This window comes from Kribbella sp. NPDC055071 (assembly GCF_053608045.1).
Genome location: NZ_JBSGUS010000001.1, coordinates 277579 through 298437 on the forward strand (window position 1 = coordinate 277579; position 20859 = coordinate 298437).

The 20859-nt window shown below is 67.3% G+C and carries 20 protein-coding genes; 6 read left to right on the forward strand and 14 right to left on the reverse strand.

Annotated features, from left to right (window positions below):
* Window positions 1-20 precede the first annotated feature (20 nt).
* Window positions 21-995, reverse strand: a complete 975-nt coding sequence (locus tag ACWF4Z_RS01330; RefSeq protein WP_452240909.1) for a zinc-binding dehydrogenase — start codon at window positions 993-995, stop codon at window positions 21-23.
* Window positions 996-1088: 93 nt separating this feature from the next.
* Here ACWF4Z_RS01330 and ACWF4Z_RS01335 point away from each other — a divergent pair, with 93 nt between their 5' ends.
* Window positions 1089-2309, forward strand: coding sequence for an ROK family protein (locus ACWF4Z_RS01335; RefSeq protein WP_452240910.1), 1221 nt, complete (start codon window positions 1089-1091; stop codon window positions 2307-2309).
* Window positions 2310-2357: 48 nt separating this feature from the next.
* Here the strand turns inward: ACWF4Z_RS01335 and ACWF4Z_RS01340 are convergent, their stop codons facing one another.
* The 6 genes from ACWF4Z_RS01340 to ACWF4Z_RS01365 are packed head-to-tail and all read right to left on the reverse strand — an operon-like array spanning window position 2358 to window position 8586.
* Complete coding sequence (locus tag ACWF4Z_RS01340; protein WP_452240911.1) at window positions 2358-3707, reverse strand: GH1 family beta-glucosidase; 1350 nt, start codon at window positions 3705-3707, stop codon at window positions 2358-2360.
* Window positions 3704-4648, reverse strand: coding sequence for an aldo/keto reductase (locus tag ACWF4Z_RS01345; protein ID WP_452240912.1), 945 nt, complete (start codon window positions 4646-4648; stop codon window positions 3704-3706). The genes ACWF4Z_RS01340 and ACWF4Z_RS01345 overlap by 4 nt, the downstream gene beginning before the upstream one ends.
* The gene (locus ACWF4Z_RS01350; protein ID WP_452240913.1) at window positions 4645-5421 is read right to left on the reverse strand and encodes a VOC family protein; all 777 of its coding nucleotides are present in this window, start codon (window positions 5419-5421) and stop codon (window positions 4645-4647) included. Before ACWF4Z_RS01350 ends, ACWF4Z_RS01345 begins: the two co-directional genes overlap by 4 nt.
* A gap of 39 nt (window positions 5422-5460) precedes the next feature.
* On the reverse strand, window positions 5461-6300 hold the full coding sequence (locus tag ACWF4Z_RS01355; RefSeq protein ID WP_452240914.1) for a carbohydrate ABC transporter permease: 840 nt from the start codon (window positions 6298-6300) through the stop codon (window positions 5461-5463).
* Window positions 6297-7271 (reverse strand): carbohydrate ABC transporter permease, encoded by a 975-nt coding sequence (locus tag ACWF4Z_RS01360; RefSeq protein WP_452240915.1) that lies wholly within the window; start codon window positions 7269-7271, stop codon window positions 6297-6299. Before ACWF4Z_RS01360 ends, ACWF4Z_RS01355 begins: the two co-directional genes overlap by 4 nt.
* Before the next feature lie 4 nt (window positions 7272-7275).
* Window positions 7276-8586, reverse strand: a complete 1311-nt coding sequence (locus ACWF4Z_RS01365; protein ID WP_452240916.1) for an ABC transporter substrate-binding protein — start codon at window positions 8584-8586, stop codon at window positions 7276-7278.
* A gap of 443 nt (window positions 8587-9029) precedes the next feature.
* On the opposite strand from ACWF4Z_RS01365, the gene zapE reads away from it, so the two are divergent.
* From zapE to ACWF4Z_RS01380, 3 genes are read left to right on the forward strand one after another with little or no spacing between them, the layout of a single operon-like run.
* Entirely contained in the window at window positions 9030-10091 is a 1062-nt protein-coding gene (gene zapE / locus ACWF4Z_RS01370; RefSeq protein WP_452240917.1) for a cell division protein ZapE, read from the forward strand.
* Between the two features lie 30 nt (window positions 10092-10121).
* On the forward strand, window positions 10122-10985 hold the full coding sequence (locus ACWF4Z_RS01375) for a PPK2 family polyphosphate kinase (protein WP_452240918.1): 864 nt from the start codon (window positions 10122-10124) through the stop codon (window positions 10983-10985).
* 35 nt (window positions 10986-11020) lie between these two features.
* Entirely contained in the window at window positions 11021-11620 is a 600-nt protein-coding gene (locus ACWF4Z_RS01380; protein WP_452240919.1) for a DUF998 domain-containing protein, read from the forward strand.
* Here ACWF4Z_RS01380 and ACWF4Z_RS01385 read toward each other — a convergent pair.
* The 7 genes from ACWF4Z_RS01385 to ACWF4Z_RS01415 all read right to left on the reverse strand — a co-directional run bounded on the left by ACWF4Z_RS01385 (window position 11617) and on the right by ACWF4Z_RS01415 (window position 18622).
* Window positions 11617-12783, reverse strand: a complete 1167-nt coding sequence (locus ACWF4Z_RS01385) for a Clp protease N-terminal domain-containing protein (protein ID WP_452240920.1) — start codon at window positions 12781-12783, stop codon at window positions 11617-11619. The genes ACWF4Z_RS01380 and ACWF4Z_RS01385 overlap by 4 nt on opposite strands.
* A complete protein-coding gene (locus ACWF4Z_RS01390) occupies window positions 12783-13010 on the reverse strand; it encodes a ribbon-helix-helix protein, CopG family (protein WP_452240921.1) in 228 nt (75 codons plus the stop codon). Before ACWF4Z_RS01390 ends, ACWF4Z_RS01385 begins: the two co-directional genes overlap by 1 nt.
* An 86-nt stretch (window positions 13011-13096) precedes the next feature.
* Window positions 13097-13891 (reverse strand): sirohydrochlorin chelatase, encoded by a 795-nt coding sequence (locus tag ACWF4Z_RS01395; RefSeq protein WP_452240922.1) that lies wholly within the window; start codon window positions 13889-13891, stop codon window positions 13097-13099.
* Entirely contained in the window at window positions 13888-15180 is a 1293-nt protein-coding gene (locus ACWF4Z_RS01400) for a sulfate adenylyltransferase subunit 1 (RefSeq protein WP_452240923.1), read from the reverse strand. Before ACWF4Z_RS01400 ends, ACWF4Z_RS01395 begins: the two co-directional genes overlap by 4 nt.
* Window positions 15180-16109: a sulfate adenylyltransferase subunit CysD gene (gene cysD / locus ACWF4Z_RS01405; protein ID WP_452240924.1), complete on the reverse strand. Its 930-nt coding sequence runs from the start codon at window positions 16107-16109 to the stop codon at window positions 15180-15182. Before cysD ends, ACWF4Z_RS01400 begins: the two co-directional genes overlap by 1 nt.
* Window positions 16091-16777 (reverse strand): phosphoadenylyl-sulfate reductase, encoded by a 687-nt coding sequence (locus tag ACWF4Z_RS01410; protein WP_452240925.1) that lies wholly within the window; start codon window positions 16775-16777, stop codon window positions 16091-16093. Before ACWF4Z_RS01410 ends, cysD begins: the two co-directional genes overlap by 19 nt.
* A gap of 153 nt (window positions 16778-16930) precedes the next feature.
* Window positions 16931-18622, reverse strand: a complete 1692-nt coding sequence (locus tag ACWF4Z_RS01415) for a nitrite/sulfite reductase (RefSeq protein ID WP_452240926.1) — start codon at window positions 18620-18622, stop codon at window positions 16931-16933.
* Window positions 18623-19031: 409 nt separating this feature from the next.
* Here ACWF4Z_RS01415 and ACWF4Z_RS01420 point away from each other — a divergent pair, with 409 nt between their 5' ends.
* Both ACWF4Z_RS01420 and ACWF4Z_RS01425 read left to right on the forward strand, forming a co-directional pair.
* Entirely contained in the window at window positions 19032-19598 is a 567-nt protein-coding gene (locus ACWF4Z_RS01420) for a helix-turn-helix domain-containing protein (RefSeq protein ID WP_452240927.1), read from the forward strand.
* Between the two features lie 8 nt (window positions 19599-19606).
* Window positions 19607-20800 (forward strand): MFS transporter, encoded by a 1194-nt coding sequence (locus tag ACWF4Z_RS01425; protein ID WP_452240928.1) that lies wholly within the window; start codon window positions 19607-19609, stop codon window positions 20798-20800.
* The last annotated feature ends 59 nt before the right edge of the window (window positions 20801-20859 follow it).

The window sequence follows — 20859 nt, forward strand, 5'->3', positions numbered from 1 at the left end:
CAGCTCGCGGATTGCAGTGTTCAGGTGGTGAGGACGACTTTGCCGGTGGTTTCGCGGGTCTCTAGGGCTCGGTGGGCTGCGGCGGCTTCGGGGAGGGGGAAGGGGGTGATGAGGGCGTGCCAGCGGCCGGTGATTGTTTCTTCTAGGGCGGCGGATTCGAGGGTGCGGAGTTGGGCGGCTAGTTTGGGGCCGATGGCCCAGCCGGCGGTGAGGTTGCGCGAGCGCAGGTCGTCGTCCGTGTACTGGATGGCGCCGCCTGCCGACCAGCCGAACATGTGCACGCGGCCGCCGTTGGCCAGCAGATCGAAGGCGCGTTGGCCGTTTTCGCCGCCGACTCCGTCGAGGAGGGCGGTGATCGGGCGGTCGCCGAGGTCGGCCTTCAGTACGTTGGTCCAGTCGGGGTCCCGGTAGTCCACCGCGAAGTGCGCGCCGAGGGAGCGAACGAGTTCGACCTTTGCGGAGCCGCCGGCCAGGCCGATGACTGTTGCTCCGGTGTTGCGGGCGGCTTGGATCAGGTAGCTGCCGATTCCGCCTGCGGCGGCGGTGATGAGTACGACGTCGTCTGCGGTTAGTTGTGCTTCGCTCAGGATCCCGGCGGTGGTCCGGCCGGTGCCGATGGTGGCGACGGCTTGGGCGGCGTCTACGTGGTCGGGGAGTTCGTACAGCGATTCCACCTTGGCGACTGCGAGTTCGGCGTACCCGCCTGGGACCATGCCGAGGTGGACCACGACCCGCTTGCCGATCCATGCTGGGTCGACCTCCGGGCCGACGGCTGTCACTCGGCCGGCGACCTCGCGGCCGGGGATCGTCGGCAGCTCGGGGACCGGGATTGGGCTGCCGCCCGAGTTGCCCGCGCGGATCACCGTGTCGACGAGGTGGACGCCCGCAGCCTCGACCTGGACGAGTACTGTCCCTGCACCAGGGACGGGGTCCGGCACCTCCTCGTAGACCAGGTTCTCGGCCGGACCGAACGCATGCAATCTGATCGCCTTCACGTCCACCGACGCTATGACCTCAACAATAGTTGAGGTCAACACATCCCACTTTCTTACGTTGTGTATTAAAGTGCCAACCAAGGGAGGGGTGTCGTGGCGAGGATTCTGAAGGGCGCGAACGCACAGGAGACGCACAGCGCGATCCTGGACCTGATCCGCTCCAGCGGCACGGTCACCCGGGTCGACCTGGCGGACCGGTCCGGCCTGACCGGTGCGTCGATCTCTCGAGTGGTGAAGCAGTTGCTTGCCGACGGCCTCATCATCGAGACCGGGTACGGCGACCCCACCGGCGGCAAACGCGCGACGCTCCTGCAGTTCAACCCACGCGCCCGGCACGCCGTCGGGATCTCGATCGATACGCCGAGCACGACGTACGTCGTCACCGATATGAGCGGCCGCGTGATCGAGCAGTTGCAGTCACGGGGGATCGGCAAGGACGCACCGGTGACCGCGGTCAAGCGGATCACGGAGGAGCTGGAAGACCTGATCGTCAAGGCGGAGGTCGAGCCGTCGACGCTGGTCGGAGTCGGGGTCGCGTTGGCCGGACGCCAAGGCCGGGGCGGGACGCGGTTGTTGCGGACCGACTCCGAGAAGTACGCCTGGGAGCCATTCGCGGTCCGGGACACACTGCAGGCGGCGATCGACCACCCGATAGTGGTGGAGAACGACTCGACCTGCGCGGCGATCGGTGAGTTCTGGGCCGGGCGGATCCCGTCGGCAAACGACTTCGCGACTGTGTACATGGCGGCCGGCTTCGGGCTGGGCCTGGTGACGAACGGCGACGTGTACCGCGGCTCGTCCTCCAACGTCGGCGAGATCGGCCACATGGTCATCGACGCCGACGGACCGGATTGCTGGTGCGGTGGTCGCGGCTGTCTGGAGAGCCTCGCGGCGCCGGCCGCCGTCGTACGGCGTGCCGAGCATGACGGGATCCTGGTCGGTCGACTCGGCCTGCGTGGCCGGCCGCTGTCGGTGCGGTCCGACTTCGCCAAGATCGCGCGGTTCGCAGCGACCGGCGATCCCAAGTGCCTGGAGCTGATCGAGGAATCGGCAACGTATCTGGCAAAAGCCCTGCTGTCGATCACGAACTTGCTCGACCTGGACCAGATCATCCTGGCCGGGCCCGGCTTCAGTGAGGCGGGTGACATCTACATGCGGGTCGCGGCGGCCGAGATCAACCGGCTGTCGTTCGTTCGCGCGATGCATCCGACGCGCGTCGAGCTGTCGAAACTCGGCCCGAGCGCCGCTGCGCTCGGGGCCGCCTCACTGGTCCTGCACACCCAACTGACCCCACACCAGAAACTCGGCCGCTAACCAGAACGCCGCGGCCGAGCCGGATCGCACCCTCGACGCGAGTCGCGCTCAGCTGGTGAGGAAGTCCCTCAGCCACAGGCCGCTCTTCTTGATGATGCGCTTCTGGCTGGTGTAGTCGACGTACACGAGTCCGAAGCGACGACTGTGACCCCAGGCCCACTCGAAGTTGTCCATCAGCGTCCACGCGAAGTACCCCTTCAGCGGAAAGCCTTCGGACACAAGCTCCTGGCAGACCGCGACGTGCTGCTGCAGGTAGTCCAGCCGCTCGTCGTCCTCGACGGTCCGATCGGCAGTCAGAACATCCGGGTACGCCGAACCGTTCTCGGTCACGTACAGCGGCAGCTCCGGCGCCATCTTGTTGATCGTCTCCAAGATGTCCCGCAGCCCGCGCGGCTGAATTGGCCAACCCATCTGCGTTTTCGGCAGACCGGTGTCAACGGCAACAACATTCTCGCTACCGGGCTGCGTCGAAGGACGATCCGCGGAGATCGATCCGGCCGGGGCGGCGACGGTCGTCGGGCAGTAGTAGTTGACGCCGATGAAGTCCAGCGGTGCCGAGATCGACGTGAGATCGCCCTCCTGCTCGGCGAACCACTCCGACATCCCGGTGTCCTCGAGAACATCTGCCGGATATGTCCCGGTCAGCAACGGGTCCAGGAACATCCGGTTCCGCAGCCCGTCCACCCGTCGCGCCGCATCGACATCCGCGGCCGAATCCGACGCCGCGTGGATCGGCGCAGGGTTGAGCGCGATCCCATAGGTGCCCTGGTCCGACCGAATCGCGTCGAGCGTCAGACCGTGTCCAAGCAGCAGATGGTGGACCGCCTTGAGCGCGCCTGCGCCTTCAGTCCGTCCGGGAGCGTGTTCGCCATTTCCGTAACCCAGGAACGCCGAACACCACGGCTCGTTCAGCGTCATCCAGTGCTTGATGACGCCCGACAGCGCCGAGTGCGTGATCGCCGCATAGTCGCGGAACCGCTCGGCGGTGTCCCGCACGAGCCAGCCGCCCGTGTCCTCGAGCGCCTGCGGCAGATCCCAGTGATACAGCGTCGCGTACGGCGTCACGCCGTTCGCCAAGCAGGTCTCGGCAAGTCGCCGGTAGAAGTCGAGTCCGGCCGGATTGGTCGCGCCGGAGCCGTCCGGAACGATGCGCGACCACGCGATCGAGAACCGGTATGCCTTCAGCCCCAGGCCGGCCAGCAACTCGATGTCCTGGGCAAACAAGTGATAGTGGTCGTCGGCAACATCCCCGTTGGTCCCGTCGGCGATCTTGCCGGGTGTGTGCGCGAACGTGTCCCAGATGCTCGGACCGCGCCCGTCGGTCGCGACCGCGCCTTCCACCTGGTACGACGCGGTCGCCGCGCCCCAGGCGAAGTCGGCCGGAAAGCCGTTCGTCATCGTGTCCCCTCGCCTTCGACCCAGTACTGCTCCGACGGAAGAAGGCTACCTAACCGGTTAAGTAGCTCGTCCGGAAGGTCCGCGTTCACCGCTTCGAGCAGCGCGTCGACGCGTGCGGGTTTGGTGATGCCGACCACCGTCCCGGCGATCTGCGGGTTGTCGACCGAGTGCCGCAGGGCCGCGGTGGCGAGGTCGGTGCCGAACTCGCGGCAGGCCTTGTCCATCGCGTCGACAGCGTCCAGTACGGCGGGAGCCGCCTCGCGATACGCGTACTTCGTCGCGCCCTGCGGGTTGGCGAGAATCCCGCCGCCGTAGATGGCCGCGTTGATCACGCCGAGGCCGGCGTCGGCCGCTCGCTGGAACAGGGGACCAGCCGAGTGATCGGCCAGGCTCCATCGGTTGTGGACGAGCAACACCTCGAACCCGCCGAGGTCGAGGTACCGACCGAGCTCGGTCGTGTCCCCGCCGGCGAGTCCGACATGCCCGATCTCACCGTCGGCCCGCAGTTGCATCAGCGTGTCGACGGCATCCCGCATCGACTCGAAGTCGTGGAACTCGGGATCGTGCAGCTGAACCAGCGGCAGCTCGTCGAGTCCGAGCCGCTCCTTGCTCTCGGCAACACTCGCGCGGACCCGGGCGCCAGAGTAGTCGTTGCCACGAGCATCGACCTTGGTCGCGACCAGGAATCCGTCCGGGAGACCGCCGTACTCCTTGATGGCTTGGCCGATCCGCAGTTCGCTCTCTCCATCGCCGTACCCGTTCGAGGTGTCGATCCAGGTCAGGGGGCTCTCGAAGACGCGGAGGACGAGGTCGACGGCCTCCTGCCGGGTTACGTCGTACCCGAAGACCGCAGGCATGCCGGCGATCCCGCTGCCGCCGGCGCAGACCGCGGACACAGTCAGGCCGGTGGAACCGAGGGGGCGCAGCCAGTCGTCTCTCATGCCTCGGAGCCTACGGCGAACGCGAAGCCGTCGGGATCGACGTACACCTTGGTCCCGTCGGGTGCCGTCTCCGCGGTCAGGTCGGGCGGGTCGCCCGCGAGCTCGGCGTACGCGAAGCCGGCCACGTCGAGTTGCGGCGTTCGGGAGCTCTTCTCCACCTCGTACGTGAACACCTCGAGGACCGTGTCTCCGCCCTTGAGATAGCCGATGTGGAAGCCGCGGGAGTCGTGCGGCTGCTCGATCGTCCCGATGAACGAGAATCCGTAGTTGTCCCGGTAGAACGAGCTGGTCGCGTCCCGGTCCTCGATTGTGACCGCGACATGGTCGAACCGCGGCCGCTGCGGCACGCCGAGCGCGCGCTCCTTCGCAACCCCGTCGGCGTCAAGCACCTCGGCGTACTGAAGGTCGCCCTCGATCATCTCCAGCAGCGTGCCGTCCGGGTCGTAGAAGAAGCAGATCCGGACCTTGCCCTCGGCATCGAGTGGATCCAGCTTGAACTCGACACCGGCCGCTTTCAGTCCGTCGGCACGCTCGTCGACCCGGCCGACCTTGAAGCCGATGTGGCGAAACCCTTTTTGCAGATCGTCGGGAGACCAGGTGGTCCGGTCCCGGCCGTTGCCCACGGCCCGCAACTCGACGGTCGCCGTCACGGCGTCCAGGAGTGCACCTTCGAGCGTTGGCTCGCCGATGACGCGGAGCTCCAGGGACTTGGTGTAGAACTCGACCGAGCGCTGCACGTCCGTGCAGTTGACCACGACGTTCTTGATCGGCATAGGACCTCTCTCAGGTGAGTTGGTTCTTGATCGCGGGAGTCAGTTCTTGACGGCGCCGAGCATCATCCCGGCGACGAACTGCCGTTGCATCCGCACGTAGACGAGGATCACCGGTACGACGGACAGCGTGAGACCGGCCGTGAGCGCCGGCCAGTTGGAGGAGTACTGCCCCATCAGCGTGAACAAGACCGGCTGCAGGGGGAGTGAGTCGGTGTCGCGGAGCACGGTGTTGGCGATCAGGAACTCGTTCCAGGTTTGCAGGAACTGGAAGATCACCACCGTGGCGATCCCTGGCCGGGTCAGCGGCAGGATGACGCGGCGGAAGATGGTCAGCTCGCTGCCGCCATCCACCCGCGCCGCCTCGATCAGCTCATCGGGGAGCGTCTGGAAGAACGCACGCATCAGGAACATCGAGAACGGCGCCGACCCGGAGATGTAGAGGATCACCAGACCGGCCTGCGAGTCGAGCAGTCCGAGCGACTTGAGCTCGAGGTAGAGCGGGATGATCAGCGCCGTCGACGGCATCATCAAGGTTGTTAGCAATAAGACGAAAAGCGTGTTGCGGAAGGGGAAATCGAGTTTGGCGAACGCGTATCCGCTGAGGGTCGCGAACACGAGTACGCCGATCACTGTCACCGAGGTGATCCACAGGCTGTTCCAGAAGTGCAGTGGGAACTCGATCGACGTCCACACGCTGCTGTAGGCCTTGGCGGTGAAGTGCCGGGGGATCGTGGGGCCGTTGAAGATCGTGTTCTGATCGCGCAACGAGGTGAGCAGCATCCACACGAACGGGAACGCCATCAGCACGCAGAACGGCACCAGGATGAAGGTGGCGAACGACTTCCCAACCCAGGGGCGTCGTGCGTTGGTGATACTCATCGATCCGCCCTCCGGGTCAGCCAGAGTTGGGCGAGGACGGCCAGCGTGCACAGGATCATGGTCACGACGCTGAACGCGCTGGCGTAGCCGAGCTGTGGGATCGAGCCCGAGGTCGAGCCGAAGGCAAGCGAGTAGAGGTACGTGCCGAGCACCTCGCTCGCGTGATTCGGCCCGCCGCCGGTCATCACGAAGATCACGTCGAAGGCTTTGAATCCGTTCAGCAGACCCAGGCTGACGATCAGGCCGGTGACGACGCGCAGGCTCGGGACGGTGATGTGGCGGAACTGCTGGACGGTGTTCGCTCCGTCCATCGCGGCCGCCTCGTACAGGTTCGGGTCGATGCTCTGCAGGCCGGCGAAGTAGATCAGCATGTTGAAGCCGAGCCCGCCCCAGACCGTCACCACGACGATTGCCGCGAGCACGGTTTTGTGGTCGGCAAGCCAGGGGTGCTGCAGGCCGCCCAAACCGATTGCGTCGAGCAACCGGTTGAGGGTGCCGATGTTCGGGTCGTAGATCAGCTTCCACAACACGGCCGACACGACGAACGAGACGATGCCCGGGATGAAGAGGATCGTCCGGACCACGACGCCGACTTTCGACCAGACCACATTCACCAGTACGGCGGTGACCAGGCCGAGGAACGTGAGCACGACAGTGGTCACCGCGGTCAGCGCGAGCGTGATGATCATGGCTCGGCGGGCGACCGGATCGCCGAGCATCCGGCTGTAGTTGTCAAAGGCAACGAACCTCGGCGCGCCGAAGCCGCCCCAGGAGGTGAGACTCAGGTACGCCGTGTAGAGGATCGGCCAGAGCACGAAGCCCAGGAACAGCACGAACGTCGGTGCGACGAAGACGAACCCGGCGACCCGCTGGGATTTGCGCAGCGGTGAACCGAACCGATAGCGGGGTCCCCGCGAGAGCCTGTCCTGATCGCTCGCGGGGACGTTCTTGCTGGTGAGCGCTGTCGCCATCCGATCAGCCGCCCTTGGCGTTTTGCACGGCCTGCTGCATCTCCTTGGCGACCGCGGCCGGATCCCCCTTGCCGTCGAAGATCTTCGCGAGGGGGTCGCCGGCCGCGACCGAGCCCGGCCCGAACGGGATGTGCGGGCAACCATCGCCCTCGAGCAGCCAGGACGTCAGCTGCTTCATGATCGGCAGCTCGATCCGGGTCGCCGCGCTCTTGGTGGCCGGCATCGACTTCGAGTCGTTCATCGTGGGGGAGTACTGGTCGGCGGCGTACAGGAACTTCAGGAACTCGAGCGCGGCGTCCTTGTTCTTGCTGTTCGCCGAGACCGCCCAGCCGGCGCCGGCCTGGTTCGCGGTCCAGTGCCGCTTGCCCGCGGCGATCGCCGGTGTCTTCATCACCTTGTACGTCTTGTTGAACGCCGGGGTGGCGTTCTTGCTCAGCCCTTGCGGCGTCCAACTGCCATCGAACAGCATCGCGGACTTGCCCGTGTAGAAGATCTGCGGCGCTTGGTCGCCGCTGGTGCCCGTCGTACCGGGCTGGAAGACACCGCCGTCGACGATCTTCTTCTGCAGCTCGATCGCCTTGACGACGTTCGGGTCCTCGTAATTCGCGCCGTCCTTCAGCTGGTCGAGCTTGAGGTAGAAGGTCGGGTCGTCGGCAACTTGCGTTACGAGTGGAAGGAAGAAGTCCAGCGAGCTCGTTGTCGGGTTGCAGCTCAGCGCCACCGGGAACTTCCCGGTCGCCTTGATCTTCGCCGCGGCCGCGATCAGGTCGTCCCAGGTCTCGATCTCGTCCTCGCCGACCCCGGCCGCCTTCAGCACCGCCGGTTGGTAGAACAGGCCGAACGTCTGCGCCATCCAGCCGACCGCGTACTGCTTGCCGTCCAGGGTGTACTCCTGGTTGGCCGAGTCGAAGAAGTCCTTCAGGAAGTCGTCGCCGAGCTCCTTCTTCAGGTCGGCAGAGATGCCGCCGGTGCCGTACGTCAGCGCCCGCGTGTGCGGCGCGAAGATCTCCGGTACGTCGCCGCCCGCCACCGCGGCCTGGAGAGCCGGCAGGTACTGGTCCGGGGTGCCGAAGATCCGGTTCTCGATCGTGATGTTGCTGTTCGCCGCCTGGAACTTCTCGATCAGCTTCGGGAACTGGTCCTCCTGGTCGCTGTACCACGACCACATCCGGACCACGGCCTTCCCGCCGCTCGTGGTGCCGCCGCTGTCGCTTCCACCGCAGGCGGCCAAGGTGGTGCCGAGCGCGGAGCCCAGCCCGAGCGCGCCCACTGCTCCCTTGAGTACCGTCCGCCGCCGCACGTGCTGTTCGCCCATCGCCGACTCCCTAGTCGCTCACCTCGCGTACCTCACCCCAACTTCCTAACTGAAAGTAAGAAAGTGGTCAAGGTCATACTCACCTTTCCCTCCATTTCCGGATAAACCCCACCAACATCTCCGGATACTCCGGTGCCGGGGGTGCCGGGGGTGCCGGGGGTGCCGGGGGTGCCGGGGGTGCCGGGGGTGCCGGGGGTGCCGGGGGTGCCGGGGGTGCCGGGGGTGCAGATGCTCGAGCCGGTTCGGGGGGTGAGGTGGTTGGGGTTGGACCGGCTTGGGGACGCGGAGCTGGGGTGGTGAGCGTCCGGGTGGTGGAAGGGCTTGAGTTGGGTGGCGGGTGCTGAAGAGCGTCGGGGTGGTGGAGGGCTTGGGCCGGTTGGGGTGCTTCGGGCGGGTTGGGGTGGTTGGGCGGGTTGGGGTGGGTGGGCTCATAGGGTGGGGGCATGGTGGTGCGGTTGAGTGGGCGGTGGCCGGAGGTTGGGGCTGATCGGTTGCTGTCGGATTGTGTGCCGCCGCCTCGGTTCTCGGAGGTTCGGTTCGAGACGTACCGGCCGGATCCGGACGAGCCGTCTCAGCGGGAAGCGCTTGCGGTGTTGATCGAGCGGGCTCAGTACCTTGCTCAGCCGCGGTCGGCGCCGAGCATTTGGTCCCGTCTGCGCAGATCCACCAGGCCGGCACTGGGTAAGCCCGGGAAGCCTGAAAGGTCGGGGGAGGCGCGGAAGCCGGGGATTTATTTGGATGGTGCGTTTGGGGTGGGGAAGACGCACTTGCTTGCTTCGTTGTGGCATGTGGCGGCTGGGCCGAAGATGTACTGCACGTTTGTGGAGTTGACCAACCTTGTCGGGGCGTTGGGGCTGCGGGCGGCTGTTGAGGCGTTGTCGTCGTACCGGCTGATTTGTATCGACGAGTTCGAGCTCGACGATCCTGGGGACACGATGCTGATCTCGCGGCTGCTCGGGCAGTTGGTTGCCGCCGGGGTCGAGCTGGCGGCGACCTCGAACACGCTGCCGGACAAGCTGGGAGAGGGCAGGTTCCAGGCGCTCGACTTCCTTCGTGAGATCCAGGCGCTCGCCGCGCACTTCGACGTACGGCGGATCGACGGGCCGGACTACCGCCATCGCGGCCTCCCGCAGGCTCCCGAGCCGTGGTCGGACGAGCAAGTGGAACAGGCGGCCGCCGAACGACCCGGCGCATCCTGCGACCACTTCGTCGACCTGCACCGGCATCTGGCCGAGCTGCACCCCAGCAAGTACGGCGCTCTCCTCGACGACATCACGACCGTCGGCATCACCGACATCCGCCCGCTCACCGACGAGAACGTCGCACTCCGGATGGTGGTGCTCGCCGACCGGATGTACGACCGGAACCTTCCCCTGCTGGCCAGCGGCGTGCCTCTCGACCACCTGTTCTCCGACGACATGCTCAAGGGCGGCTATCGGAAGAAGTACCTCAGAGCGCTGTCCCGCCTGATCGCGTTGACCCGCGAAGCGACTGACCTCCGCTGAATCCCGGCGCGGATGAGGCACGATGGGTTGATGGCGAAGCAGAAGAAGGGTCAGAAGGACGGCGGGCTGCTCGAACAACTGCGGGTGCCGGCCGGCCCGGTGGACCTGACGAACTACGACACGCGGGCCACGACCGGGTTCGGCGGGAGCAAGGACGACGGTCGGGTGGCGATGGAGGCTCTCGGCACCGAGATCTCGGACTGGCAGGAGCGGCTCTTCGCCGAGGGGCGTAAGGGTGGTGAGCGCAGCGTGCTGCTGGTGCTGCAGGGGATGGACACGTCCGGCAAGGGCGGGGTGATCAGGCACGGCGCGGGGCTGATGGATCCGCAGGGGCTGAAGATCACGTCGTTCAAGGCGCCGACGCCGGCTGAAAAGCGGCGGGGGTTCCTGTGGCGGATCCGGCAGGCGGTGCCGTCGCACGGGCTGATCGGGATCTTCGACCGATCGCATTACGAGGACGTGCTGATCGCGCGGGTGCGTGAGCTGGTGACGCCGACCGTGTGGAACAAGCGCTACGGCCAGATCAACGACTTCGAGGCGCAGCTCGCCGCGAGCGGTGTGACGATCCTGAAGTGCTACCTGCACATCTCGCCGGAGGAGCAGAAGATCCGGCTGCAGGAGCGGCTCGACAACCCGACCAAGTACTGGAAGTACAACCCCGGGGACGTCGACGAGCGCGAGCTCTGGCCGGACTACATGGACGCGTACCACGCGGCGATCGAGCGGTGTAACACGCCCGAGGCGCCGTGGTACGTCATCCCCAGCGATCGCAAGTGGTACCGCAACTGGGCCATCACCACGCTGCTGCTCGAGACTCTCAAGTCGCTCAACCCGGAGTGGCCCGAGGCCGACTTCAACGTCGAGACCGAGAAGAAGCGCCTCGCCGAAACCTGAGTCGGCTGACACCCCAGGGTGCTTGAGTTGGCCGCATGGAAACGCTCTTCGCGGTCGTGGCCGCCCTGGGGATGGCCGGTTACCTGTGCATCTTCGTCACGCTGCATGTCCTGCCGACCGGGTACAGCCCGATCGGTCATGCCGTCAGCGACTACGGCGTCGGCCGCTACGCCGGCCTGTTCCGGATCGCCGGCGCGGCGTCGTCAGTCGGCATCCTGTGCCTGGCTGTCGCCCTCACGCTGGAGCCCGGTACGCCGACGGTCTCCGTCTTCGAGCTGGTCTGCCTCTACCTCATCCCGGTCTTCCGGATCGCCATCCTCCGCTTCCCGACCGACCTCGAAGGGCAGCGGCTGACCCGGAACGGTCGGCTGCACTACCTGTTCGCGATCCTCGCCTTCGCCGCCACCTACTCGGCCATCGCGGGCATGACCCCCGAGCTCACATCGATCGACCCGTGGAACTCCATCCACGGCCTGCTGCACGTGCTGCAGTTGATCGCCATGGTGTCGCTGATCCTGTTGGTCATCGCGATGATCCCGCAGCTGCGCAGGGTCTTCGGCCTGTTCGAGCGGCTGTTCCTCACCAGCACCAACCTGTGGTTTCTGCTCGTCGCCGCCTACCTGACCTTCAGCTAGCCCGGATCGATGTCATGCCTGCGCAGCAGGTCGCGGAGTCGCGCGACCTGCTCGTGCAGCCGTTCGTTCTCGTCGAGCACGGCGTTCAGCTCGGCCAGCAGGTGGTGGCGACGGCCGAACGCGGCCCAGCCGGGATTGTCGTCGGCGAGCATGCCGGTGACCGCGGTCTCGACGCGCTGCCGGTGGTCGATCCAGTCCTGGACCTTCCGGCGCAGCTGGTCGGGATCCGAGATGAGCTTCGTCAGGATCTGTACGGCGACGCCCTCGCCGTCCCGCAGGAGCCCGAGCAGCAGGTGCTCGGTGTCGAGCTTCTCGCAGTCGCGCCGCCGGGCCTCGTCCCACGCATACTCGAGCGTGGTCTTCGCTCGCGGCGTGAACGGGACCGCCCTGCCTGACCCGCGGCCACGCCCCAACATCTCCACGATCAGGTCGCGGACCGCGGGAGCGGTGATCCCGCTCGCGGCGCTGATCCCACTCTCCGCCGTGATCCCACCCGCCGCGGAGTGCGACGACCGCGGTTCCTCCCCGGCGAGCACCTTCGCGGCGATGCCGTGACGCTCTTCGATCAACGCGACCAGCAGATGCTCGGTCCCGATGTAGTCGTGCCCGAGCCCGCGCGCTTCCTCCTGAGCCAGGACCACGACGTGCCGCGCCGGCTCACTGAACCTCTCGAACATCTGCACCCCTCCGTACCACTCGTCCTCGATGTCCTGCACCGCGTTCTCGATCATCAGGTCGAGGTCGAGCCGGAGATGGTCCTGCAGCTCCCCGGCCGACACCGATCTGGACGACGCCGATCCGGACGACAGCCGGGCCGCGATGAACGCACCGACCTCCCGATCCGTGAGGCCCCCAGCGACAACGCCGTCCAGCAACTCGTCGACTTCCGCGACCGGCTCCAACCGCAGCTCGGCCCGGTTCAGCGAGACGAACTGCAGCACCACCGCCATCGCCACGACCCGATTCGCCCCGCCGAACGGTCGTCGCCGTACCAGTCCCGCCAGTAACACCCCAGCCGCCTCGGCCAACCCGCCGGCCAGTCGTACGTCGTCCAGGACACGGGTGACCGTGTCCAGATCGGTTCGTCGTACGGCGTCCTCCGACTCGCACTGCAAGATGCGAGCCACCACCGCGAGCACGTCGTACCGACTGAGGTATCGCATCAGTCGTCTCCACGGAGCCGCCGCAGCGACTCCTCGTGCCGCGCGAGATTCTCCTCCAGCAGCCGACTGAACTGCGTGTCCTGCCGTCGCTGGTCGACCAGCGCGATGATCGCCTCCCGCGCGACGTCCGACACCGACCGCCCTTCCACCGACGCCACCGTCTGCAGCCGGTCCGCCAACTCCGGATCCAGCCGCAACAGAATGTTCTTGGTCCCGTCCTTCGCCATAGCTAGCAAGATATCACGCTATCGAAGCCAGAAAAGACGAAGGAGGCGCCCCGTAAGGGACGCCTCCTTCAGTCAAGCAAGAGCGACTATGCAGTGCGGACCAACTCCGGCCGAGCGATGACCGGACGCGGCGCAGGCGCCAGCGTGAGCAGGTCCAGGCCCGCGACGCCGTACCGGAGCAGAACCAGCCGGGCGACCTCGGCACTCACGCCCAATGGCCGCGAGACCGCCACCGCCCCAGCGCGGCGGGCGGTCGACTCGGCGCGGTCCGGCAGTACGCCGGGAGCCAGGAAGAGCGACCCGACGGCCACGTGCCGGCGACCCTCGAGGCGCCACTGCAGCACGGCTTCGGCGGGCGACGGCGACGCGGCGCAGACGAAGGCCGCCGTCACCGGCAGCTTGTGCCGCTGACCCCACAGCCGCGCGAGCCGGGTGACGCTCGCGTTCGCCTGCGAGTCGCTCGATCCGGCGCATGCCAGCACGAGCGCGTCCAGTTCGCGCACGCGACCGTCCTTGAGCTCGGCGCGCATCCGGCGATCCAGTACGTCGAGCAGCGTCGCGTCGTACCCGAGCACGTCCGAAGCAATGATCTGCAGCCCCGGGAACCGCGAACGCGCCTCGTCCACGACGGCCGGGACGTCGACGCGGGCGTGGAACGCGGACGACAGCAGCAACGGCAGGACGACGACTTCCTCCACGCCCTCGGCGGCGAGCTTGCCGATCACCTGGTACGGCGTGGGCGGGCAGTGGTCGAGGAAGGAGGCTTCGATCCGGAGGTCGTCACGCATGTCACGCAGGCACTTGACCAGGGCGTGGACGGTGGCGGCCGACCGCGGATCGCGGCTGCCGTGAGCGAGGACTACGAGAGCTGGCGCAGTCATAGCAGTTCCCCTTCTTCGTCGTCGATCATTCCGGCTGCGAGTGTCCATCCGTCGTGGGCGTCGATGAGCAGGAACGATCCGGTGATGGTGTTGCTGGAGTACGGGTCGGCGGCGAGCGGTGCGGCGACCTTGAGCTGCACCTTGCCGATGTCGTTCAGTGCGAGCTCGGCGGCGTCGATGACGCCGAGCGTGTCCAGATCCAGCGCCCCGGTGATCTTGGTGACGATCGCCTGGGCAGTGGTGGTGGTGTGCTTGATCAGCACGCGGGCACCCACGGTCAGTGGGCGGTCCGCGAGCCAGCACACGGTGGCGGCGAGTTCGCGGCGGGTGCCGGGGGAGGCCTCGGCGGCCACGATCACCGAGCCGCGGGCGACGTCGATGTCGTCGGCGAGCCGCACGGTGACCGCCTCGCCGGCGACCGCGGACGGTCGTTCGGCGACCGCGGTCGTGGTCGCGGTGACGACGGGCCGGTCGATGCCGGCGATCGACGTACGCCGGCCGGCCGGCAGCACGATCACCTCGTCACCGACCGAAACGGTGCCGGAGGCAACGGTTCCCGTGTAGCCCCGGTAGTCGCGGTAGGCATCGGTCTGCGGCCGGATCACGTACTGGACCGGGAACCGCAGCGGCTGGTGCGAGTTGTCGATCCGGCCGGAGGCGTTCTCGAGCAGCTCGAGCAGCGTCGGTCCGTCGTACCAGCGGGTCCGATCGGAGCGCTCCACCACGTTGTCCCCGCCGAGCGCGGAGACCGGGATCGCCTGGACATCGGCGATGCCGAGCTGGTCGGCGACCTCGTTGACGTCTGCCGCGATCTTGGTGAAGACGGCCTCGTCGTAGCCGACGAGGTCGATCTTGTTCACCGCGAGGACGACGTGTGGCACGCGGAGCAGACCGGCTACGGCCAGGTGCCGCCGGGTCTGCTCGAGGACACCGTGGCGAGCATCGACCAGGATGATCACCACGTCCGCGGTGGACGCGCCGGTCACGGTGTTCCGGGTGTACTGCACGTGCCCCGGGCAGTCGGCCAGGATGAACGAGCGCTTGTCGGTCGCGAAGTACCGGTAGGCGACGTCGATCGTGATGCCCTGCTCGCGTTCGGCCCGCAGGCCGTCGGTGAGCAGCGCGAAGTCGAAGTCACCACCGCGTGCCTCGGACACCGTCTTCACGTGCGCGAGCTGGTCGGCCAGGATCGCCTTGCAGTCGTGCAGCAGCCGGCCGACCAGGGTGGACTTGCCGTCGTCGACCGACCCCGCGGTGGCGAGGCGGACGAGCTGTCGCTGGGTGCTCATCAGAAGTACCCCTCGCGCTTGCGGTCTTCCATGGCGGCCTCGCTGACCCGGTCGTCGGCGCGGGTGGCGCCGCGTTCGGTCAGCTCGCTGGCCGCGACCTCGACGACCACCTCGGCCGGCGACGCCGCGGTCGAGGCGACCGCGCCGGTGCAGGACATGTCACCCACGGTCCGGTAGCGGACGATTCGCCGTACGACGGTCTCGTCCGCGCGCGGCTGCGAGTAGGGGCCGACGGCAAGCAACATGCCGTCGCGCTCGAACACGTCCCGCTCATGGGCGTAGTAGATGCTCGGCAGCTCGATGCCTTCGCGGTCGATGTAGTTCCACACGTCCAGCTCGGTCCAGTTGGACAGCGGGAACACCCGCACGTGCTCACCGGGCTTGTGCTTGCCGTTGTACAGCGACCACAACTCGGGCCGCTGGTTGCGCGGGTCCCACTGGCCGAACTCGTCGCGCAGGCTGAAGATCCGCTCCTTCGCGCGAGCCCGCTCCTCGTCGCGGCGGCCGCCGCCGAAGACCGCGTCGAACCGGTGCCCGTTGATTGCATCGAGCAACGGAATCGTCTGCAGCGGGTTGCGCGTGCCGTCGGTGCGCTCGCGCAGCCGGCCGTCGGCGATGTAGTCCTCGACGCTCGCGACCTCGAGCCGCAGGCCCAAGGCCTTGACGGTCGCGTCGCGGTAGTCCAGGACCTCGGCGAAGTTGTGACCGGTGTCCACGTGCAGCAGCGTGAACGGCACCGCGGCCGGCGCGAACGCCTTCCGGGCCAGGTGCAGCATGACGATCGAGTCCTTGCCGCCGGAGAAGAGAATCACCGGCCGCTCGAACTCCGCCGCCACCTCACGAAACACGAAGATGGACTCGCTCTCGAGGGCATCCAGCTCGGTGACCGGCGGCACCTCGACGACGGCGGTCACGTGTGGAGCCCGCATTCGACCTTGCCCTGACCGGCCCAGCGGCCGCTGCGGGGATCCTCGCCCGGGGCGACGCGTTGGGTGCACGGCTCGCAGCCGATGGACGGGTAACCGTCGTACTGGAGCAGGTTGACCAGTACGCCGTTGTCCGTGATGTAGGTGTCCAGGTCGTCCTGGGTCCACGGAGCGATCGGGTTGAGCTTGACCATGTCCCGCTTGGCGTCGTACTCGATCACTGGGGTGTTGGCGCGGGTCGGCGCCTCTTCGCGGCGGATGCCGGTGACCCAGGCCTTGTAGCCGGACAGGTACCGGTTCAGCGGCTCGACCTTGCGGAGTGCGCAGCACTTGTCGGGCTCGCGCTCGTACAGCTTCTCGCCGTACTCCGCGTTCTGCTCCTCGACGGTCTGCTTGGGAGTGCCGTTGATCAGGTGGATCGGCAGCGTCGCCGCCACCGCGTCCCGGGTGCCGATCGTCTCGGCGAAGTGGTAACCCGTGTCGAGGAACAGCACGTCGACACCGGGGGCCGCCTCGGCCGCGAGGTGGGGCAGTGCCCCGTCTGCCATCGAGGCGGTCACCACCAGTTCGTCACCGAAGGTCTCCCGCGCCCACGCCAGCACTTCCTGCGCCGAGGCGTCGGCTAGTCGTTCGTTGGCCTCCTCGGCCAAGGTCTTCAGATCTGCGCTCATTGGATACTCACTCAACATTCACCCGCAGTCCGATCATCTTCAGCTGGAACACCCGTGCACACGGCCGGCACTCCCACGCGCCATGGCCTTCCTCGGCAGGACGAAGGTCCTCGTCCCCGCAGTAAGGGCAGTAAAGAGGTGCAGCGCGCTCGCTCATTGCAAAGCCTCCTCGTCAGCTCGGGTGACCCACTCGGCGAAGCGCTCGCCGTCGGTGCGCTCCTTCAGGTAGTTCTGGGTGAGGCGTTCCACGTAGTCGGTCAGGCCGTCGGCGGTGACCTTGTGGCCGCGCAGCTTCCGGCCGAAGCCGGCGTCCAGCCCGAGCCCACCGCCGAGGTGGACCTGGTAGCCGGGAACCTGCTTGCCCTCGGCATCCATCACCAGCTGGCCTTTCAGGCCGATGTCGGCGACCTGGATACGGGCGCACGAGTTCGGGCAGCCGTTCACGTTCACGGTGATCGGTACGTCGAGGTCCGGGATGCGCTCCTCGAGCTCGTCGATCAGCTGGGCCGCCTTCGCCTTGGTCTCGACGATCGCCAGCTTGCAGAACTCGATCCCCGTGCAGGCCATCGTGTTCCGCCGCCACGCGGACGGCCTCGCCTGGAAGCCGAGCGAGGCGAGCTCCGCGATGAGTGACTCGACCCGCGACTCCTCGACGTCGAGGACGAGCAGCTTCTGCTGTGCCGTCGTACGGATCCGGTCCGATCCGTGCGCCGCGACGACGTCCGCCACCTGTGCGAGCTTCTCGCCCGAGACGCGCCCGACGACCGGGGCGACACCGATGTAGTACTTCCCGTCCTTCTGCCGGTGCACGCCGACGTGATCACCCTGTACGGCGGGGACCTCGGGCGCGGGCCCGTCGATCAGCTTCCGCTTGAGGTACTTGTCCTCCAGCACCTCACGGAACTTCTCGACACCCCAGTCGGCCAGCAGGAACTTCAGCCGCGCGCGCGTCCGCAGCCGCCGGTACCCGTAGTCGCGGAAGATGCTCACCACACCCCACCAGGCCAGGTGCACTTCCTCGAGCGGAATCCAGGCACCGAGCCGCTGCGCGAGCATCGGGTTGGTCGACAACCCGCCGCCGACCCACAGGTCGAACCCCGGCCCGTGCTCCGGGTGGACGACGCCGACGAAGGCGATGTCGTTCACCTCGGGGACGACGTCGTGCGACGGGTGACCGGTGAGTGCGGTCTTGAACTTCCGCGGCAGGTTGGAGAACTCGGTCGAGCCGATGTACTTCTCGACGATGTCGTTGATGGCCGGCGTCGGGTCGATGATCTCGTCCGCCGCGATCCCCGCGACCGGGCTGGCGATGACCACGCGCGGCACGTCACCGCACGCCTCGGTGGTGTAGAGGCCGACCGCCTCCAGCTTCTGCCAGATCGCCGGCACGTCCTCGATCCGGATCCAGTGCAGCTGGATGTTCTGCCGGTCGGTGATGTCGGCCGTGTCCCGCGCGTACGTCGTCGAGATCTCGGCGATCACCCGGAGCTGTTCGGTGCTGAGCTGGCCGCCCTCGACCCGGATCCGGAGCATGAAGAACTTGTCGTCCAGCTCCTCCGGCTCCAGCGTCGCAGTCTTGCCGCCGTCGATGCCGGGCTTGCGCTGGGTGTACAGACCCCACCAACGGAACCGCCCGCGCAGGTCGGCCGGGTCGATCGAGTCGAACCCGCGGTGCGCATAGACGTTCTCGATCCGGGCCCGGACGTTCAGGCCGTCGTCGTTCTTCTTGTTCTCTTCGTTCTTGTTGAGTGGCTCGCGGTACCCGAGCGCCCACTGGCCTTCGCCCTTGCCCTTGCGGGGCCGGGCGGGTTTGCGGGCGGCGGGAGGGGACGTGACGCCAGTCATCGTGGGCGTGTCCTTGTCTTCGTGACAGGTGCTCACTCGCAGCGGCAGGATCGAAGCGTCGTCGATTCGATGCGTTCCGCGCGGTGCGCACCCAGCGGTGATCGGGGGAGATCAGGGGCCTTGGTCGGGCCCGGCGGGGTCGCTGTCAGAACGTCGAAGGACAACAGATGGCGCTGCGCATCCGCCCGAGGTCGACATGAATCCGACCTACGAGGTGAGTGGAGCGGGCAGCGAGCATGTCCACAAGCGTCAGCGCCAGAGCCGGACATTGCAACTGTCAATCCTACATCCTGAGATCGAATCTCACGATGTGGCTAACCCTAGCAGTCTGGTGTTCTTTGATTCGCGCCTGAAACGTGATCCACAAGAACTCTTGCACAAGAGCTCTTGTGTAATTTAGTCTGCCGTCATGACACCCGCCAACCGCCGCCATGCCGAGCCCTCGGTCATCGCCGCCATTCACCACCCGCTCCGTCGCCGCCTGCTCGACCTGCTCGGCGTCGAGGGGCCCGCCACCGCGTCCCAGCTGGCCGAGCGCACCGGTGAGCTGGTCGGCAACGTGAGTCACCACCTGAAGGTGCTGGCCGCGGCCGGCGTCATCGAGGAAGCCCCGGAGCTGGCCAAGGACCGCCGTGAGCGTTGGTGGCGCAGTGTCCGCAGTTCCTACTCCTGGTCGGTTGCGGACGCGGCGGGGGAGCCAGCCGGTGAGCTGGTCGCCACAGTCGCCGAGGAGAGGAATCTCACGTACCACGCGGACAAGGTCCGGCAATGGTTCGAGATCCGTTCGGAGTACGACGAGGACTGGGTCCGCGCGGCTTTCGCCACAGAGAGCTGGCTGACCCTGACGCCGGAGCGGCTGACCGAGCTGTCCGAGCGGATCGGTGCGCTCGTCCAGGAGTACTACGAGAGTCCGTCGGAGGAGCCCGCCGCGATTCCGGTGTACGTCTTCGCCCACGGCGTTCCGGCCCGGCCATGAGCGCCACGATGACTGCCCTCGACCTCCCGCCGCTGCGGCGCGACCGGCGCGTCCTCGCCTGGATTCTGTCCGCCGCGGTGTCTGAGGCCGGTGACGTCGCCTGGTACATCGGGCTGGCGTGGAGCGCGGCCCAGATCTCGACGCCGGCCGGTGCCGGTCTGGTGATGGGGATCGGCGCGGTGCCGCGGGCGCTGGTGCTGCTGTTCGGTGGAGCGCTCGCCGATCGCCTCGACGCGCGGCGGACGATGATCGTGGCCAACCTCGGCCGGATCCTCGTCCTCGGCTTGGCGGCCGGCTTGGTCGCGACGCGCGGGCTGTCGATGGCACTGCTGATCACGGTCGCGGTCCTCTTCGGCGTGATGGACGCGCTCTACAGCCCGGCTGCGGGCACCCTCCCGCGCCGGATGGTGGCCAAGGACGACCTCGTCCGGCTCGCCGCGGCTCGTCAGCTCACCAGTCGGCTGGCCGTGTTCGTCGGCGCACCGCTCGGTGGCCTGCTGGTCGCGCAAGGCGGTCTGGTGGCGGTGATGATCGCGGATGCGGCGTCGTTCGCGGCGATCGGACTGGCGCTCGCATTCGTCGTACGCCCTCGATTTCCGCGGCCGGCGCCGAGTGGCGAGTCGCTGCGCCGCGACCTCGTGGCCGGCTTCGGGTACCTGCGTCGCGATGCGGTCGCCCGGACGTTGGTGATCGCGCTGTTCGGGCTGAACCTGTGTGTTGCTCCGGTCCTGGCGGTCGGTCTGGTGCAGCGGACTCACCTGGATGGATGGGGGTCGTCGGCGCTTGGCTGGTTCCAGGCCTGTTTGGGGATTTCCGCGGCGGTCGGTGCGATCGTGGCGATGCGGTGGAAGCCGCAGCGGCCGGCTCGGACCGGGATGCTCCTGCTGATCGTGCAGGCGGCAGGGTGTGTGCTGATCGGTTCGGTGCCGCGCAACGGGATGTTCGTCGCGATGGCGATGATCGGCTTCACCGCCGGGCTCGCGTCGGCGCAGTTGTCCGGTGCCTTCCAGCAGACGATCGATCCGGCGTACCTCGGTCGGATGTCGAGCATGGTCAGCCTGTCCGACGACGCGCTGATGCCGGTGGCGATGACCGGGTTCGGCGCATTGATCTCGCTGTCCGACGTGGCCGTCGCATGTGGGCTGGTCGGGGGCGTGTTCGCCGCGCTGATGGTGTGGACAGCGTGGCGGTTGCGGGGCTGAGGCCTGTACTCCGGGGCGTGACCTGCGTTAGGTTGCGGCAACCAATAGGAAACATTCCT

Bases quoted from the DNA above. Each gene is read 5' to 3' on its own strand.
- ACWF4Z_RS01340 (WP_452240911.1), bottom strand. From the start codon at position 3,707: ATGACGAACGGCTTTCCGGCCGACTTCGCCTGGGGCGCGGCGACCGCG.
- ACWF4Z_RS01345 (WP_452240912.1), bottom strand. From the start codon at position 4,648: ATGAGAGACGACTGGCTGCGCCCCCTCGGTTCCACCGGCCTGACTGTG.
- ACWF4Z_RS01350 (WP_452240913.1), bottom strand. From the start codon at position 5,421: ATGCCGATCAAGAACGTCGTGGTCAACTGCACGGACGTGCAGCGCTCG.
- ACWF4Z_RS01355 (WP_452240914.1), bottom strand. From the start codon at position 6,300: ATGAGTATCACCAACGCACGACGCCCCTGGGTTGGGAAGTCGTTCGCC.
- ACWF4Z_RS01360 (WP_452240915.1), bottom strand. From the start codon at position 7,271: ATGGCGACAGCGCTCACCAGCAAGAACGTCCCCGCGAGCGATCAGGAC.
- ACWF4Z_RS01365 (WP_452240916.1), bottom strand. From the start codon at position 8,586: ATGGGCGAACAGCACGTGCGGCGGCGGACGGTACTCAAGGGAGCAGTG.
- zapE (WP_452240917.1), top strand. From the start codon at position 9,030: ATGGTGGTGCGGTTGAGTGGGCGGTGGCCGGAGGTTGGGGCTGATCGG.
- ACWF4Z_RS01375 (WP_452240918.1), top strand. From the start codon at position 10,122: ATGGCGAAGCAGAAGAAGGGTCAGAAGGACGGCGGGCTGCTCGAACAA.
- ACWF4Z_RS01380 (WP_452240919.1), top strand. From the start codon at position 11,021: ATGGAAACGCTCTTCGCGGTCGTGGCCGCCCTGGGGATGGCCGGTTAC.
- ACWF4Z_RS01385 (WP_452240920.1), bottom strand. From the start codon at position 12,783: ATGCGATACCTCAGTCGGTACGACGTGCTCGCGGTGGTGGCTCGCATC.
- ACWF4Z_RS01390 (WP_452240921.1), bottom strand. From the start codon at position 13,010: ATGGCGAAGGACGGGACCAAGAACATTCTGTTGCGGCTGGATCCGGAG.
- ACWF4Z_RS01395 (WP_452240922.1), bottom strand. From the start codon at position 13,891: ATGACTGCGCCAGCTCTCGTAGTCCTCGCTCACGGCAGCCGCGATCCG.
- ACWF4Z_RS01400 (WP_452240923.1), bottom strand. From the start codon at position 15,180: ATGAGCACCCAGCGACAGCTCGTCCGCCTCGCCACCGCGGGGTCGGTC.
- cysD (WP_452240924.1), bottom strand. From the start codon at position 16,109: ATGCGGGCTCCACACGTGACCGCCGTCGTCGAGGTGCCGCCGGTCACC.
- ACWF4Z_RS01410 (WP_452240925.1), bottom strand. From the start codon at position 16,777: ATGAGCGCAGATCTGAAGACCTTGGCCGAGGAGGCCAACGAACGACTA.
- ACWF4Z_RS01415 (WP_452240926.1), bottom strand. From the start codon at position 18,622: ATGACTGGCGTCACGTCCCCTCCCGCCGCCCGCAAACCCGCCCGGCCC.
- ACWF4Z_RS01420 (WP_452240927.1), top strand. From the start codon at position 19,032: ATGACACCCGCCAACCGCCGCCATGCCGAGCCCTCGGTCATCGCCGCC.
- ACWF4Z_RS01425 (WP_452240928.1), top strand. From the start codon at position 19,607: ATGACTGCCCTCGACCTCCCGCCGCTGCGGCGCGACCGGCGCGTCCTC.